Origin of the sequence: Psychrobacillus sp. MER TA 171 (genome assembly GCF_023713305.1) — a bacterium.
Lineage (GTDB): Bacteria > Bacillota > Bacilli > Bacillales_A > Planococcaceae > Psychrobacillus.
This window is the reverse complement of sequence record NZ_JAMAWN010000012.1, coordinates 13,976-28,056: the sequence shown is the minus strand read 5'-3', so window position 1 is coordinate 28,056 and position 14,081 is coordinate 13,976. Positions and strand designations below refer to the sequence as shown.

17 protein-coding genes are annotated in these 14,081 nt (G+C 37.8%); 16 read left to right on the top strand and 1 reads right to left on the bottom strand.

Annotated features, from left to right (window positions below; translation table 11 throughout):
• From aroA to M3627_RS20840, 10 genes are all read left to right on the top strand, one after another.
• Nucleotides 1–1,290 (top strand): 3-phosphoshikimate 1-carboxyvinyltransferase, encoded by a 1,290-nt coding sequence (gene aroA / locus M3627_RS12310; protein WP_251555921.1) that lies wholly within the window; start codon nucleotides 1–3, stop codon nucleotides 1,288–1,290.
• Between the two features lie 98 nt (nucleotides 1,291–1,388).
• Nucleotides 1,389–2,633, top strand: coding sequence for a tetratricopeptide repeat protein (locus M3627_RS12305; protein WP_251555917.1), 1,245 nt, complete (start codon nucleotides 1,389–1,391; stop codon nucleotides 2,631–2,633).
• Nucleotides 2,634–2,653: 20 nt separating this feature from the next.
• On the top strand, nucleotides 2,654–3,205 hold the full coding sequence (locus M3627_RS12300; protein ID WP_169359567.1) for a ReoY family proteolytic degradation factor: 552 nt from the start codon (nucleotides 2,654–2,656) through the stop codon (nucleotides 3,203–3,205).
• A 10-nt stretch (nucleotides 3,206–3,215) separates the two neighbouring features.
• Nucleotides 3,216–3,662 carry a DUF2487 family protein gene (locus tag M3627_RS12295; protein WP_169359566.1) on the top strand — a complete coding sequence of 149 codons (447 nt, stop codon included), beginning with the start codon at nucleotides 3,216–3,218 and terminating at the stop codon, nucleotides 3,660–3,662.
• 157 nt (nucleotides 3,663–3,819) lie between these two features.
• Entirely contained in the window at nucleotides 3,820–4,323 is a 504-nt protein-coding gene (locus M3627_RS12290; RefSeq protein WP_251555915.1) for a QcrA and Rieske domain-containing protein, read from the top strand.
• Between the two features lie 20 nt (nucleotides 4,324–4,343).
• On the top strand, nucleotides 4,344–5,018 hold the full coding sequence (qcrB, locus tag M3627_RS12285; RefSeq protein ID WP_144536871.1) for a menaquinol-cytochrome c reductase cytochrome b subunit: 675 nt from the start codon (nucleotides 4,344–4,346) through the stop codon (nucleotides 5,016–5,018).
• Nucleotides 5,019–5,059: 41 nt separating this feature from the next.
• Nucleotides 5,060–5,839, top strand: a complete 780-nt coding sequence (locus M3627_RS12280; protein WP_251555914.1) for a menaquinol-cytochrome c reductase cytochrome b/c subunit — start codon at nucleotides 5,060–5,062, stop codon at nucleotides 5,837–5,839.
• Between the two features lie 135 nt (nucleotides 5,840–5,974).
• Nucleotides 5,975–6,559 carry a lipoprotein heptaprenylglyceryl N-acetyltransferase LhaT gene (gene lhaT / locus M3627_RS12275; protein ID WP_483315289.1) on the top strand — a complete coding sequence of 195 codons (585 nt, stop codon included), beginning with the start codon at nucleotides 5,975–5,977 and terminating at the stop codon, nucleotides 6,557–6,559.
• Nucleotides 6,560–6,621: 62 nt separating this feature from the next.
• On the top strand, nucleotides 6,622–7,296 hold the full coding sequence (locus M3627_RS12270) for a zinc metallopeptidase (RefSeq protein WP_251556021.1): 675 nt from the start codon (nucleotides 6,622–6,624) through the stop codon (nucleotides 7,294–7,296).
• Between the two features lie 91 nt (nucleotides 7,297–7,387).
• Nucleotides 7,388–7,516, top strand: a complete 129-nt coding sequence (locus M3627_RS20840) for a hypothetical protein (RefSeq protein WP_285841704.1) — start codon at nucleotides 7,388–7,390, stop codon at nucleotides 7,514–7,516.
• Between the two features lie 563 nt (nucleotides 7,517–8,079).
• On the opposite strand, the gene M3627_RS12265 is transcribed toward M3627_RS20840, so the two are convergent.
• Nucleotides 8,080–8,949, bottom strand: a complete 870-nt coding sequence (locus tag M3627_RS12265) for a YitT family protein (protein ID WP_169359562.1) — start codon at nucleotides 8,947–8,949, stop codon at nucleotides 8,080–8,082.
• 102 nt (nucleotides 8,950–9,051) lie between these two features.
• Between M3627_RS12265 and M3627_RS12260 the strand changes: the two genes are divergently transcribed.
• The 6 genes from M3627_RS12260 to M3627_RS12235 are packed head-to-tail and all read left to right on the top strand — an operon-like array spanning nucleotide 9,052 to nucleotide 13,884.
• Nucleotides 9,052–9,384: a nucleotide pyrophosphohydrolase gene (locus M3627_RS12260; RefSeq protein WP_251555909.1), complete on the top strand. Its 333-nt coding sequence runs from the start codon at nucleotides 9,052–9,054 to the stop codon at nucleotides 9,382–9,384.
• 2 nt (nucleotides 9,385–9,386) lie between these two features.
• Nucleotides 9,387–10,163 carry a 4-hydroxy-tetrahydrodipicolinate reductase gene (gene dapB, locus M3627_RS12255; RefSeq protein WP_251555905.1) on the top strand — a complete coding sequence of 259 codons (777 nt, stop codon included), beginning with the start codon at nucleotides 9,387–9,389 and terminating at the stop codon, nucleotides 10,161–10,163.
• Between the two features lie 12 nt (nucleotides 10,164–10,175).
• Nucleotides 10,176–10,583, top strand: coding sequence for a methylglyoxal synthase (gene mgsA, locus M3627_RS12250; protein ID WP_169359559.1), 408 nt, complete (start codon nucleotides 10,176–10,178; stop codon nucleotides 10,581–10,583).
• An 18-nt stretch (nucleotides 10,584–10,601) separates the two neighbouring features.
• Nucleotides 10,602–11,732 carry an N-acetyl-alpha-D-glucosaminyl L-malate synthase BshA gene (bshA, locus tag M3627_RS12245; RefSeq protein ID WP_251555902.1) on the top strand — a complete coding sequence of 377 codons (1,131 nt, stop codon included), beginning with the start codon at nucleotides 10,602–10,604 and terminating at the stop codon, nucleotides 11,730–11,732.
• Nucleotides 11,733–12,914 (top strand): CCA tRNA nucleotidyltransferase, encoded by a 1,182-nt coding sequence (locus M3627_RS12240; RefSeq protein ID WP_251555897.1) that lies wholly within the window; start codon nucleotides 11,733–11,735, stop codon nucleotides 12,912–12,914.
• Entirely contained in the window at nucleotides 12,898–13,884 is a 987-nt protein-coding gene (locus tag M3627_RS12235) for a biotin--[acetyl-CoA-carboxylase] ligase (RefSeq protein ID WP_251555894.1), read from the top strand. The genes M3627_RS12240 and M3627_RS12235 overlap by 17 nt, the downstream gene beginning before the upstream one ends.
• Nucleotides 13,885–14,081 lie beyond the last annotated feature (197 nt).

The following is a 14,081-nucleotide window of genomic DNA, read 5'->3' as shown; positions in this document are numbered from 1 at the left end:
ATGACAGTTAAACTTTTAAACTTTGGTAAGCCTTCCTTACAAGGAAGCATTAAAATACCAGGAGATAAATCAGTCTCCCACCGTTCGATTATGTTTGGGGCTATTGCGGAAGGAACAACAACGGTAGAGGGGTTTCTACAAAGTGACGATTGCCTAAGTACGATTGATTGTTTCGGCAAGCTTGGTGTAGATATTAAGGTAGACGGTGAGCATGTGCAAATCGATAGCCAGGGGATTTCTACTTGGAAGGAACCTGATGAAATTTTATATACAGGGAATTCAGGTACAACGACTCGTCTAATGCTTGGGATTCTAGCAGGCTCTAGTATTTCTTCTGTGTTAATAGGCGACGAGTCTATTCAAAAACGACCAATGAAGCGAGTCACAGAGCCGCTCAAGCAAATGGGGGCCAAGCTAATAGGTCGAGCGAATGGACAATACACCCCTATTGCCGTAGAGGGGACAACCCTAAAAGCGATTCATTATAAAATGCCTGTAGCCAGTGCTCAAGTGAAATCTGCTATATTGCTAGCTGCTCTAAATTCAGAAGGAGAGACTGTTGTAGAAGAGCTAGAAACCACTCGAGATCATACAGAAAAGATGCTCAAGCATTTCGGAGCAGAAATTTCAGTAAAAGACAATGTAATTAGCCTTCAGGGTGGACAAAAGCTAACAGGAGCACACGTTGTAGTCCCTGGTGATATTTCTTCTGCAGCATTTTTCTTAGTTGCTGGGGCTATCGCTTTAGATAGTAAGCTTGTGCTAACTAATGTTGGGTTGAACGAAACCCGTACAGGAATTATAGATGTGCTAAAAGCAATGGGTGCCACATTAACTATTGAGACACAAAATAATGCAAGTCACGAGCCAATCGGTACGTTGACGATAGAAACTTCTAATTTAGTAGGAACTGAAATTGGCGGAGATCTCATTCCAAGGTTAATAGATGAGATACCAGTAATAGCACTTCTTGCCACACAAGCTAAAGGTAAAACAATTATTAAAAACGCGGAGGAGTTAAAGGTAAAAGAAACTAATCGTATTGATGCCGTGGTCAATGAACTGAGAAAGCTTGGAGCGAATATTAATCCAACAGAAGATGGAATGGTCATTGAGGGGCCAACTCCATTGCATGGTGGCGAACTTTCTACATACGGAGATCATCGTATTGGAATGATGGCAGCTATTGCTGCGTTAGTAACCGATGGTATAGTTTCAATTGATAATCAGGAATGTATAGCCGTTTCCTATCCAAATTTCTTTGAACACTTAGAAAATGTCATAAAATAAATAAATTTCCCATACTCTCCTGATCAAGGAGAGTCTTTTTCTTGTTCAACCTTCAAAGTTCTTGTACGATTAAATAGTAGAGAAGGAATGGTGATGTTATGGAAAAAATGATTCCCTTTATCCGAGTTATGGAGGATGGAGATATAGAAAAGCTTGATGGCATGGTAGATGCTTTCTTACTAGAGGAAAATCCTGACGAGCAGTATGGATTAGCAGACTTATTAACAGAATATGGTTTTATACAAGAGGCAATAAAAACGTTAGAGCATTTAAACTTTTTATTTCCAGAGGAAGACCAACTGAAAATAGACCTCGCACAATTATTTTTAGAATTGAATAAAGAGGACGATGCTTTGGAAATGCTAAGTAATATAGAGAAGAACAGCGAGTCCTATCCACAGGCCTTACTTACATTAGCTGATTATTATCAAATGATTGGTTTATATGAGGTTGCCGAACATAAAATAGAAGAAGCAATCGCTCTATTACCGGGAGAGCCACTTTTGCAATATGCAAAAGGAGAACTTTTATTTGAAACTGGACGGTATTTAGAGGCTGCGAGACTTATGGAAGATCTTTTAGCTTCTAAAAGTGAGCTGCAAGGAGTGGATCTTTCATTAAAAATAGCTGAAATCTATAGTGCTGGAGCAGCGTATGAAGAGGCTATCCCTTATTATACAGAGGCCCTTCAAAAGGAAGCTGCACCAGAGGTTCTTTTTCAGGCAGGATATGCATTTTTCCAAGTTAGACAGTATGAAACGGCTGCAAAACATTTAAATCATCTTTTAGAAATAGACCCAGATTTCTTCTCTGGCTATATGCTTTTAGCGGAAACATACGCTATGCTTGAAAAGAATGAGGAAGCACTGAGTGCTATTACAGATGGAATCGCTAGAGATGAATTTGAAAAAGAATATTATTTATTTGCAGGTAAAATTTCTCTAAAATTGGGTAGAGTGAAAGAAGCAGAAGGTTTTCTTCAGGAAGCAATCGCATTAGACCCTGAGTACATGGATGCTATTTACATACTTTCTTCCTTGTTCTCCCAGGAGGAAATGGATGAGGAGTTAATTGACCTCTATGAAACCTTAAAGCAAGAGCAATTTGAGATGTCTTCTATGTATCCCCTTTTAGCCTCAGCATATGAGCGGTTAGAAATGTATGAAAAAGCATACGAATTTTATAAGCTTGCATATACTGAACATAAAGAGGATGCAGCATTTTTGGAAAAGTACTTATACTTCCTTTTAGAAGATGGTAAACGTGAAGAAGCAAGAGAAATTATTTTGATATTACAAGAGCTTCAGCCAGAAAACAGTGAATGGTTTGACATGATGGAATAATGATAGGAAGGAGAGGTTATGTGACTGCTTCTGTTTCAGTTGGTGAGAAAAAAGAATTTGTCCGTTGGTTTCTGAAAAAGTATCAAATGAAGAGAAGAGAATGTGTGTGGATTTTAAATTACTTAATAAGCCACGAAACAATGTTGAACAATGTACACTTTGTGGAGGAAGCCCATTATTGTCCAAGAGCTATGATTATGTCTGTTACTACATCCTCCGGAATACCTTTTAGATTTTATAAAGGTAGTATCATGACAGCAGATGCTGAAAAATCTTTTCACGATCTTCGCTTAAACCCAGATGAAGAGATGTATATACAATTGAACTTTCAAACACTGCCCCCAAGTCCCGAGTATTTAGCAGTATTAGAAGAAAACCCGTATATGCCCAAATATCTGCATATTAGTGAAAAAGATAAGCTAATTGCAGAGGATATTTTAACCGAAAGCTTGCAATCTTTTCAGGCCGAACAACTAAAAAAACAGATTGATCAAGCAATTGATGATAATAATAAAGAAAAGTTTCTCGAACTTTCCGCACTATGGAAAAATCTACCGTATAGAGAAAAATAGGAGAGATAACATGCATTGGAACGGAAAAGATAGCACAGTTTTTCAAGCACAAAAAGAATATATTGACACAGCGATAGTCCCACTTATATTAATAGATGGTTCAGAGCATGGATTTCCATTTGCTGCCTCAGCTGCAGATTTTACTTTGTCGCTAGCAAATACAATTGAAAATCAGTTCAAAGGAAGGATCGTTTTATTTCCTTCCTTCTCTTATACAGGATCTCAGGACAAGCTATCATTATTGGAGGCTTGGAATGAAGAATTTAAAAAAGCTGGATTTAAACATATCTTTTACGTTACTTCTGACAGAGAGTGGAGTACAATGGGAGAGGAACAAAATGTCCTGTGGTTCCCATCAATACCACTTGATTCCATGGATCAAAAAATGAAATTATCCGTATTGGAGGATCAATTAAGACAATTAATCCCTCGTTTTGCGAATAAGTGGGCGAATTAGTGACAATATGTTTCATTATTTGTTCACAAAGTTCATAATTCGTAGCAGGAATTATTGACCTTCCTTTTTTATTGATATATCATTGAAATGTCCTAGTATTATTAATTCAAGCAAGTATGTCCATTGGACTGACCTTTAAGTTAGAGGGGGGAAAAGGATGAGTAACAATAAAGTATCAAGACGCCAATTTTTAAGTTATACATTAACAGGTGTTGGCGGATTCATGGCAGCAGGTATGCTTATGCCAATGGTACGTTTTGCAGTTGATCCTGTATTGCAAAAATCAGAAGGTGGAGATTTCGTACTGACTGAGAAGAAGATTGCAGACCTTACTGAGGTTCCTGAACGAGTAGACTTTACTTTCGAGCAGGTAGATGCCTGGTACAAGTCTGATGTAACTAGCGCTGCATGGGTTTACAAAGAAGGAGATAGCATTATTGCATTGTCTCCAGTATGTAAGCACTTAGGATGCACAGTTAACTGGGAAGGTGACCCAGCACACAAAAATCAATTTTTCTGTCCATGTCACGCAGGCCGTTACGAGAAAAACGGACAGAATGTTGCAAAAACACCACCTCTAGGTCCGTTGGATCAATTTGAAGTACGTGAAAATAACGGTTTCTTAGAAATTGGAAAAGCTATAACTAACACATTAGTTTAATGTAAGGGGGTACGACATCAGTGCTTAATAAAATCTATGATTGGGTGGATGAACGTCTTGATATTACACCTATATGGCGTGATATTGCAGACCATGAAGTACCAGAACACGTAAACCCTGCACATCATTTCTCAGCATTTGTTTATTGTTTCGGGGGATTAACGTTCTTCATTACAGTTATTCAAATTCTATCTGGTATGTTCTTAACAATGTATTATGTACCGGATATCGAGAATGCATGGGAATCAGTTTACTACCTTCAAAATGAAGTAGCATTCGGTGAAATCGTGCGTGGAATGCATCACTGGGGAGCATCTCTTGTAATTGTTATGATGTTCTTACATACTTTACGTGTATTCTTTACTGGTTCTTACAAAAAACCTCGTGAACTAAACTGGATGGTCGGAGTATTAATCTTCGCTGTTATGTTAGGTTTAGGATTTACAGGTTACCTACTTCCTTGGGACATGAAAGCATTGTTCGCTACAAAAGTAGGTATTGAAATTGCCGCATCTGTACCGGTTATCGGTGGCATGATCAAAACATTATTAGCTGGTGATGAGACAATCATCGGTGCACAAACATTAACAAGATTCTTCGCGATTCATGTATTCTTCTTGCCGGCTGCTCTTTTTGCTTTACTTGCAGCTCACTTTATCATGATTCGTCGTCAAGGTATTTCTGGACCACTATAATGGGTAAGTGGAACAGATAATTCTTAAAAGGAGGGGACAATATGCATCGCGGAAAAGGTTTGAAATTTGTTGGAGATTCTCGTGTAACGGATCCTTCTAGCCGTAAAAAGAAAACTCCTAAAGACTATTCTGAGTATCCAGGTAAAACAGAAGCTTTCTGGCCTGACTTCTTGCTAAAAGAATGGTTAGTCGGAGCAGTATTTTTAGTCGGTTATTTAGTATTGACAGTTGCACATCCATCGCCGTTAGAGCGACCAGCTGATCCAACGGACACAGCTTATATTCCTTTACCTGACTGGTATTTCCTATTTTTATATCAATTATTAAAATACGAATTTGCTTCTGGACCATACAACATCATTGGAGCAATCGTTATGCCAGGTCTTGCTTTCGGAGCACTTTTACTAGTACCATTCTTAGATACAAGCAAGGAAAGAAGCCCATGGAAACGTCCATTACCAACTGGTTTCATGCTTTTAGCTATCGCTTCAATTATTTTCTTAACTTGGGAATCTGTAGCTAACCACGACTGGGAAGCTGCTAAAGCACAAGGTGAAATTAGAGAAGAAGTGGCTGTAGAAATTGATGAAACTGCTCCTGGATTTGAAATATATCAGGGCTCATCATGTATAGGTTGTCACGGTAATGCTTTTGAAGGCGGTATAGGTAAACCACTTATTGGTTTAGAATATACAGCTGAAGAAATCGTTGAAATTGCTCATGAAGGGATTGGAACTATGCCAGGTGGCACATTCCAAGGAACGGAAGAGGAATTACAACAGCTTGCTGAGTTTATCACAACTTTACAACCAGCAGAATAATCCAAAAAAAGAGAGTCAGGTAACTGACTCTCTTTTTTTAGCAATTATTCCTTTAATGAAATTTTACAAATTCTTCACAAAAAATTATAGTTATTCTAGTTATAATAAAATAGGGGAGTATGGGAAATATATATGATGACGCATATAAAATTGTTGCTCTACAATAAATCATTCATGTGGTTGTTATTTTACGTAAACCTAATCGGAACAATTTATGGATATTATTGGTATAATGGCCAATTATCTGTTACTGAAACAAAATTTCTAATATTTGTACCGGATAGTCCAACGGCGAGTCTATTTTTTACACTTGCTCTTTTAGGTTGGCTAATGAATAAAAACTGGAAACTAATAGAAGCTTTAGCGCTTATTACACTTGTGAAATACGGACTATGGGCTGTTGTTATGAATTTATGGACGTTAGTAGAAACTGGAGATATAGGCTGGATGGGCTGGATGCTAGTAGGCTCACATTTTGCTATGGCACTTCAAGCTATTCTATATATTCCTTTTTACCGATTTAAATTTGTCCATATTGTGATCGCAGCCATTTGGACGCTCCACAATGATGTGATAGACTATGTATTTGGTCAAATGCCTACGTATAGAAGCCTAAGTGAGTACGCTAGTAATATAGGCTATTTTACCTTCTGGTTATCGATTGCGTGTATTCTCTTATCGTATGTCGTATATCAGAAAAGGACAAATCGTATCAGTTGATTGCAAGGTAAATAGCATATAAAATATTAATTAGATATCGAGAGGGGGAATTTCTGTTGGGAATGTATATCGTTTATTTTGCGATAATTTTATTGTTGCCACTATACGCACAAATGAAAGTAAAAAGTACCTATAAGAAATATTCCAAAGTCCGCTCCACTTCAGGAATGACTGGTGCAGAAGTAGCTAGACGAATATTAGATGAGAATGGTTTATATGAAGTTAAGGTAGTGGAAAGTAGCGGGTTTTTGAGTGATCATTATAACCCAATGACGAAAATAGTAGCTTTATCTAGCCATAACTACCATGAGGCTTCTGTAGCTGGAGCTGCAATAGCTGCCCATGAAGTTGGTCATGCGATTCAACATAAAGAGGCATACTCTTTCTTAACATTACGACACAAGTTAGTACCAGTAGCTAATATTTCTTCCAATGCCTCATGGGTATTTATCATGATTGGTATCTTTGCTACTTCTACTAATATGCTGTTATTAGGTATCATTCTTCTTGCTATGGGGGTTGTATTCCAAATCGTTACACTTCCTGTAGAGTTTAATGCTTCTAGTCGTGCTATGAACCAAATGGTTTCATTAGGAGTAATTAGAAACGAAGAAGAGCGTCACGCTAAAAAAGTATTAAGTGCAGCAGCATTAACATACGTTGCAGCAGCAGCAGTTGCCGTATTAGAATTATTACGTTTAGTATTAATCTATACAGGAATGTCAAGAAGCGAATAAACAAGAAAAGCGCAAGCGCCTGTCTCTGCCCCGACAGGCAAATGGAGAATAGCGAGGAGGCAGTTCCTCAGCCACCGGAGCTATTATCCATTTGACCCCGAGGGGTAAGGCGCTGAAGCTAGACATCAAGAAAAGCGCAAGCGCCTATGTCTGCCCCGACAGGCAAATGGAGAAAAGCGAGGAGGCAGTTCCTCAGCCACCGGAGCTTTTTTCCATTTGACCCCGAGGGGCAAGGCGATAAACTCAATTTATCCATAGCTTCAGAATTTTATAAAACAAAGGAGACTATCTTAGCTTGTTGAGATAGTCTCTTTTAATGAATAGCTTTGTTAAAGTTATTGGTTGATTTTGACTAACAATTCTTTTTTATAGTGACTGTAAACATAAACAATTGAACTTTCAAATGGCTATTATGAACATAAATAGATGATGAAAATGGGGTTGGTGACAGTTTTTTAGCTTTGTTTATGCGAGTAAATTTATTAGTTCTTTATCAATGCTAAAGCTGTTCCCATTTATTGATTGGAGCGACAGACGGCGACTCCAGTGGGATGAGTGAGACAGATAAGACATCACAACCGCGCGCGTTAGCGACGGGTGATGGCTTATCGCTCACCCCACGGAAAGCGTCCGGCTGGGGCGGAAATCAATTCTACTCTCTGATCTAAGATTTCTTTGGATTATAAATCAACCCTACCCTTTAACATAGCCTAATGAATAACAACAATTCTTAACAAAAGAGCATGCTTACACTGTAAAAGTGTGAGCATGCTCTTTCATAATTTAAAGCAACGGTTTTTTTTGTTCATCTAACGTAAAGCCTTCGCCCATGACATCGTTCATTTCTGTTACCGAAACAAAGGCATGCGGATCAACAGAAGATATAATCGTTTTTAAACGGATAATTTCATTTTTAGAAATGACACAATACAATACTTCACGATCTTTTTTCGTATAATGTCCGTATCCTTTTAAGACGGTAACCCCGCGATCCATTTCATTTGTAATCCTATTTGCAATAGCATCTTGATGGTCAGAAATTATAAATGCTCCACGAGCAGCATATGCACCTTCTTGAACAAAGTCAATTACACGTGCGCCTACAAATACTGCTACAAGCGTATACATCATAGAACGAATATCTAAGAAGGTTAACCAAGAAACCATGATTACCACGGCATCAAACATAAACATGGTTTTACCCATACTCCAACCAAGATACTTTTGGGCTAGTCTAGCAATAATGTCAACGCCACCAGTCGTTCCGCCAGCTCGGAAGATAATACCTAAACCAACACCTATAAACACACCAGCAAAAAGTGAGGCTAAAAATAAATCATCATTAATTCCTAGCTGAATTTCGTAGATTTGGGAAATTTTCAGGAATACGGAAACAGAAAAGGTTCCGATTAATGTATAATAGAACACTCTCCTACCTAAAAGCTTCCAACCTAAAATAAACATAGGTATATTTAATACTAAATTCATAACAGATACATCTAAATGAAAGACAAAGTACAAAATTAATGTTATTCCGGAAAAGCCGCCTTCCCCTAGTTCGTTTTGCATATTAAAGTGTACAAAGCCGAAACTAAATATTGCAGAACCTAAAATAATCATTAATATATTCTTTAATTTTAAACCAATCCCCATTGTACCACCTCATTTTATAGTCCATACTAAATCTATATTATTTTTTTGCTTTTGACAACACCCTTATATTTTTATTACGATGAATGAAGGAGAGTGAGATTAATGAAAGAAACAAAATCATTAAATATGCTTCAACAAGAAGTTGATACATACATAAACCAATTTAAAGAAGGTTATTTTCCTCCTATGGAGCTTCTAGCAAGATTAACAGAGGAGCTAGGTGAGCTTTCGAGAGAGGTACAACATAAGTATGGTACTAAGAAAAAGAAGCATACGGAAGTACAAAAAGAATTAGCTGATGAAATGGGAGACTTCTTCTTTGTGTTGATCTGTCTGGCTAACTCTGAGGGCATAGATTTAGAAGATGCCTTACAAAAAGTTTTACATAAATATAACACTCGAGATAAAGATCGCTGGACTAAAAAGGAGGACTAACTATGGTGATTAAAGTAGCTATAGCAGGACCAAGAGGGAAAATGGGAAGAGAAGCAGTTAGTACTGTTATTAAAAATGCAGAATTTTTATTGGTTGGACTACTAGATTCTAAAAAACAGGAAGAAACTCTAGGAGATAATATACCTATCTTTACATCCCTAACTGAATTAATTGAAGAAACTGCTCCAGATGTTTTAGTGGATTTGACAGTTCCGTCTGCTGTATATGACCATACAATAACAGCATTAGAATATGGTGTTAGACCTGTAGTTGGAACGACTGGATTTTCTGATGCACAACTTGATAGTATTAGGAATTTAGTGGAAGAAAAACAAATTGGCTGTATCATTGCACCTAACTTTTCTATTGGTGCAGTATTAATGATGAAATTTGCTCAAACTGCTGCAAAGTATTTACCGAACGTAGAAATTATTGAAATGCATCATGACGAAAAAATAGATGCACCTTCGGGCACTGCTATTAAAACTGCTCAAATGATACAAAACACTAGAAAAGAAGCAACGCAAGGACATCCACAGGAGGAAGAAATCCTTCCTGGAGCAAGAGGGGCGAATTTTGAAGGTATGAGAATTCATAGTGTTCGTTTGCCAGGCTTAATCGCTCACCAACAGGTGTTATTAGGTGGAGACGGTCAACTATTAACATTGAGACATGACTCATTCAATAGAGGCTCTTTTATGTCTGGTGTGGTATTGTCTATTAAAGAAGTAATGTGTCAAAATAAATTAATATATGGATTAGAAGAGATTATTTTATAGGAGGAAAACGTGATGAGAATCGCATTGGTGGCTCACGATAAGAAAAAAGAGGATTTAATACAATTTGTAACAGCATATAAGCCTATTCTTGAAGAGCATGAGTTATTTGCTACTGGTACAACAGGTACACGGATTATAAATGAGGTCGGTCTCTCTGTTTTTAGGTATAAATCAGGTCCACTAGGCGGAGACCAACAAATTGGTTCTGCTATCGCTAATAATGAAATGGATATGGTTATTTTCTTTCGTGATCCCCTTACAGCGCAGCCTCACGAGCCGGATGTTACTGCTTTAATCCGCCTTTGTGACGTTTATCAAATCCCATTGGCAACTAATATGGGTACTGCGGAAATTCTCCTTAAAGGAATCGAAGAGGGGTTTCTAGACTGGCGTCTTCTAGAAGAACGTCGGGGTAGATAAAGAAAAGAGGACATATACATGCGTAAACTAAAAATAGGTATCACTTGCTATCCTACTGTTGGTGGTTCCGGAGTTATAGCTACTGAGCTAGGAAAAATGCTTGCTGAAAAAGGGCATGAGATCCATTTCATCACATCTAGTGTTCCCTTTCGTTTAAACAAAATTTATCCAACTATTACGTTCCACCAGGTGGAGGTAAATAGTTACTCTGTATTCCAGTATGCTCCTTATGATATTGCTTTGGCTAATAAAATGGCTGAAGTAATTCAAGATGAGGGCTTAGATGTTCTCCATGTCCACTATGCAATACCACATGCGGTTTGCGCAATCCTTGCTAAGGATATGGCTAATTCTGATATTGGAATTGTTACTACTTTGCATGGGACAGACATTACAGTTCTAGGTTATGATTCATCGTTGACGGGAGCCATTCAGTATGGAATTGAAAAGTCGGATGTCGTTACAGCCGTCTCTACATCGTTAGTGAAACAAACTAGAGAGCTAATTACGACCAAAAAAGATATTGAGACGATATATAATTTTGTGGATGAAAGAGAGTATCACAAAAAGGATGCAAACAACCTAAAAGAATTATTAGGCATTAAAGAGAATGAAAAGGTTGTCATCCATGTATCCAATTTTAGGAAAGTCAAGCACGTTCCGGATGTTGTAAAAAGCTTCGAATTAATGCATAAAGAAGTCCCAGCAAAACTCCTATTAGTAGGGGATGGTCCAGAAAAGCATCCAGTGATGGAATATGTGAAGGGTAAGCCAATTGAGAAAGACGTTCTCTTTCTTGGAAAACAAGAAAATGTTTCAGAGCTATATTCTATTTCAGATCTGATGCTACTGTTATCTGAAAAAGAGTCATTTGGTTTAGTATTACTGGAGGCAATGGCTTGTGAGGTTCCATGTATTGGAACTGCCGTCGGTGGTATACCTGAAGTAATATTACCTGGTGAAAATGGATATTTGGTACCTCTTGGAGATATAGACAGTGTTGCCGAATATGGTCTGAAAATATTGAAGGATCCTCATTTACATAACCAGTTAAAGAAAAGGGCAGTCCAAATCGTAAAGGAACGTTTTAGCTCCTCGCAAATAGTAGAGCAATATGAAAAGATGTATGAAAGAGTGGCGAAAAAATAAATGAAAAATCGATGGCCAGATGCTTATAAAGTAATCTCCGTACTTGAAAATGCTGGCTTCGAAGCATACGTGGTTGGTGGAGCAGTAAGAGACTTCGTGAGAGGTGTGCAAGCTAACGATGTAGACATAACAACTAATGCTTTACCACAACAAGTAAAAGAATTATTTGAACATACCATTGATGTGGGAATTGAACATGGAACTGTTCTTGTTGTTTTATCAGAACCAATTGAAGTTACAACCTTTCGATCGGAGACTACGTATAGTGACCATAGAAGACCGGACGAAGTTAAATTTGTTCACACGCTTAAAGAAGACTTAAAGAGACGTGATTTCACGATTAACTCGATGGCTCTAACTAAAGAAGATAAGTTAATCGACTTCTTCGGAGGAAGTTCCGATTTAGAAAAAGGTACGATCAAGGCAGTAGGGAATCCAAAGGAACGGTTTTCCGAGGATGCCCTTAGGATGCTACGAGCTATACGTTTTTCAGCACAATTAAATTTCACCTTAGATAGCTCGACACAAGCTGCCATCAAAGAGCTTCATTCTTTAATCAGTCATATCTCTATAGAGAGAGTAAAAGTAGAGCTAGAGAAAATTTGGGTTAGTAATTACCCCTCAAAAGGAATGGATTTGTTTGTTTCGACTGGAATATCTCAACATTTCGTAGGGAATTGGGGAGACTCGACCTTTAAATGGAACGAGTTTGAGAGCTTTGGATTGAAAGAGAATGGTTGGGCATTTTTCATTTTAATGAATAAAGATTCGAGCTATACGGAGCTACTTTCCGCTTTTAAGTGTTCTAATTTAGAGAAAAGACACGTCAAGGAAGTGCTCCGTGCTGTGGAATCTTTGAATAATGGGAGCTGGGATTCTGTGGAGCTGTTTCAGTTTTCGGATGATGTATTGATTGCAGCAGCAAGCTATGGAAGGATCCTATTTAATATCGAGCATTCATATACCCCAGAGATCTTGAGAGAAGAAAAAAAGAAGTTAGCTATTTCTTCTAAGCGAGATGTAGTAGTTAGTGGGAATGATTTAATGGAATGGAAGCAGGAAAAAAGAGGCCCTTGGATTAAAGAAGCTTTAGATAAGCTAACGATAATGATTTTGAACGAAGAACTAAAAAACGACAGAGCACAGATAAAGGAATGGTTTTTTCGTGAGTATATCAATTAAAGAAAGAATTATTTCTAGACTCCAGGCTGCAAAGGGAGACCCAATTTCTGGTCAAGCACTCGCAGAAGAACTAGAGATTTCTAGAACGATGGTATGGAAGTATCTTAAAGGACTTGGAGAAGAGGGTTACGAAATTGAAGCTATAAAGAAAAAAGGCTATATTCTTAAACAGATGCCTGATACTTTAGCTAGTGAACGTATTTCACTTCATCTCGAAACAAAAGAACTAGGTAAAAATATTATATATTATCCGGTTTGTGATTCTACTCAGACGATTGCTACAAACAAAGCGAGAGAGGGTGTGGCTCATGGAACGTTAGTAGTATCAGAGGAGCAGACTGCTGGTCGTGGTAGACTAGACCGTTCTTGGGAATCTTCAGCTGGAAAGGGGATCTGGATGAGTCTCATACTCCGACCTAATATTAGTCCTCAATTTGCTGCACAGTTTACGCTAGTAGCTGCTGTAGCAATCGCCAGAGCAATAGAAGATACTACAACCTGTGTGCCAAGCATTAAATGGCCTAATGATCTGCTCATTAATGGGAAGAAAGTGACTGGCATCCTTACCGAGCTTCAGTCAGATATGGACCGTGTACAAGCTATTATTATTGGAATGGGTATCAATGTAAATCAGACATCAGAATCCTTTGAAGGACCTTTGGAATCTATTGCCACTTCTTTAAAGTTGGAAACTGGAGAACATGTAGACAGAGCTCTCCTAGCTGCCAAAGTTCTATTTTATCTAGAAAAATATAGTGATATGTACATCACTCTAGGTTTTGAACCTATTAAACTCATTTGGGAGAGCTATAACTGTACTATTGGCAATAGGATTAGAGCTACTACTCTTAGGGATACAATTGAGGGACTGGCTATTGGCATTACTAATGATGGAGCTTTGCAGCTTCAATTAGATAATGGAGAAATAAAAGGTATTTATTCGGCTGATATTGATTTACTCAAAATTTAATTTGGACGTTTTCGTCTAATTCTGTTATTCTGTATGCGAAGGGTAGTATCTTTTTAGAACTACACCGGTAAGTTACTTTTTTAAATTAAATAGTCTGCCTTGATCTATGAATGACAGGGACGGAGAAAACCGATGAATTTAAATTTTCTGCCCTTCTGTCCAAGTTAGGATTGAAGGGCTTTATATTTGGTTTTCTC

Bases quoted from the DNA above. Each gene is read 5' to 3' on its own strand.
- aroA (WP_251555921.1), top strand. From the start codon at position 1: ATGACAGTTAAACTTTTAAACTTTGGTAAGCCTTCCTTACAAGGAAGC.
- M3627_RS12305 (WP_251555917.1), top strand. From the start codon at position 1,389: ATGGAAAAAATGATTCCCTTTATCCGAGTTATGGAGGATGGAGATATA.
- M3627_RS12295 (WP_169359566.1), top strand. From the start codon at position 3,216: ATGCATTGGAACGGAAAAGATAGCACAGTTTTTCAAGCACAAAAAGAA.
- M3627_RS12290 (WP_251555915.1), top strand. From the start codon at position 3,820: ATGAGTAACAATAAAGTATCAAGACGCCAATTTTTAAGTTATACATTA.
- M3627_RS12280 (WP_251555914.1), top strand. From the start codon at position 5,060: ATGCATCGCGGAAAAGGTTTGAAATTTGTTGGAGATTCTCGTGTAACG.
- lhaT (WP_483315289.1), top strand. From the start codon at position 5,975: ATGACGCATATAAAATTGTTGCTCTACAATAAATCATTCATGTGGTTG.
- M3627_RS12270 (WP_251556021.1), top strand. From the start codon at position 6,622: ATGTATATCGTTTATTTTGCGATAATTTTATTGTTGCCACTATACGCA.
- M3627_RS12265 (WP_169359562.1), bottom strand. From the start codon at position 8,949: ATGGGGATTGGTTTAAAATTAAAGAATATATTAATGATTATTTTAGGT.
- M3627_RS12260 (WP_251555909.1), top strand. From the start codon at position 9,052: ATGAAAGAAACAAAATCATTAAATATGCTTCAACAAGAAGTTGATACA.
- dapB (WP_251555905.1), top strand. From the start codon at position 9,387: ATGGTGATTAAAGTAGCTATAGCAGGACCAAGAGGGAAAATGGGAAGA.
- mgsA (WP_169359559.1), top strand. From the start codon at position 10,176: ATGAGAATCGCATTGGTGGCTCACGATAAGAAAAAAGAGGATTTAATA.
- bshA (WP_251555902.1), top strand. From the start codon at position 10,602: ATGCGTAAACTAAAAATAGGTATCACTTGCTATCCTACTGTTGGTGGT.
- M3627_RS12240 (WP_251555897.1), top strand. From the start codon at position 11,733: ATGAAAAATCGATGGCCAGATGCTTATAAAGTAATCTCCGTACTTGAA.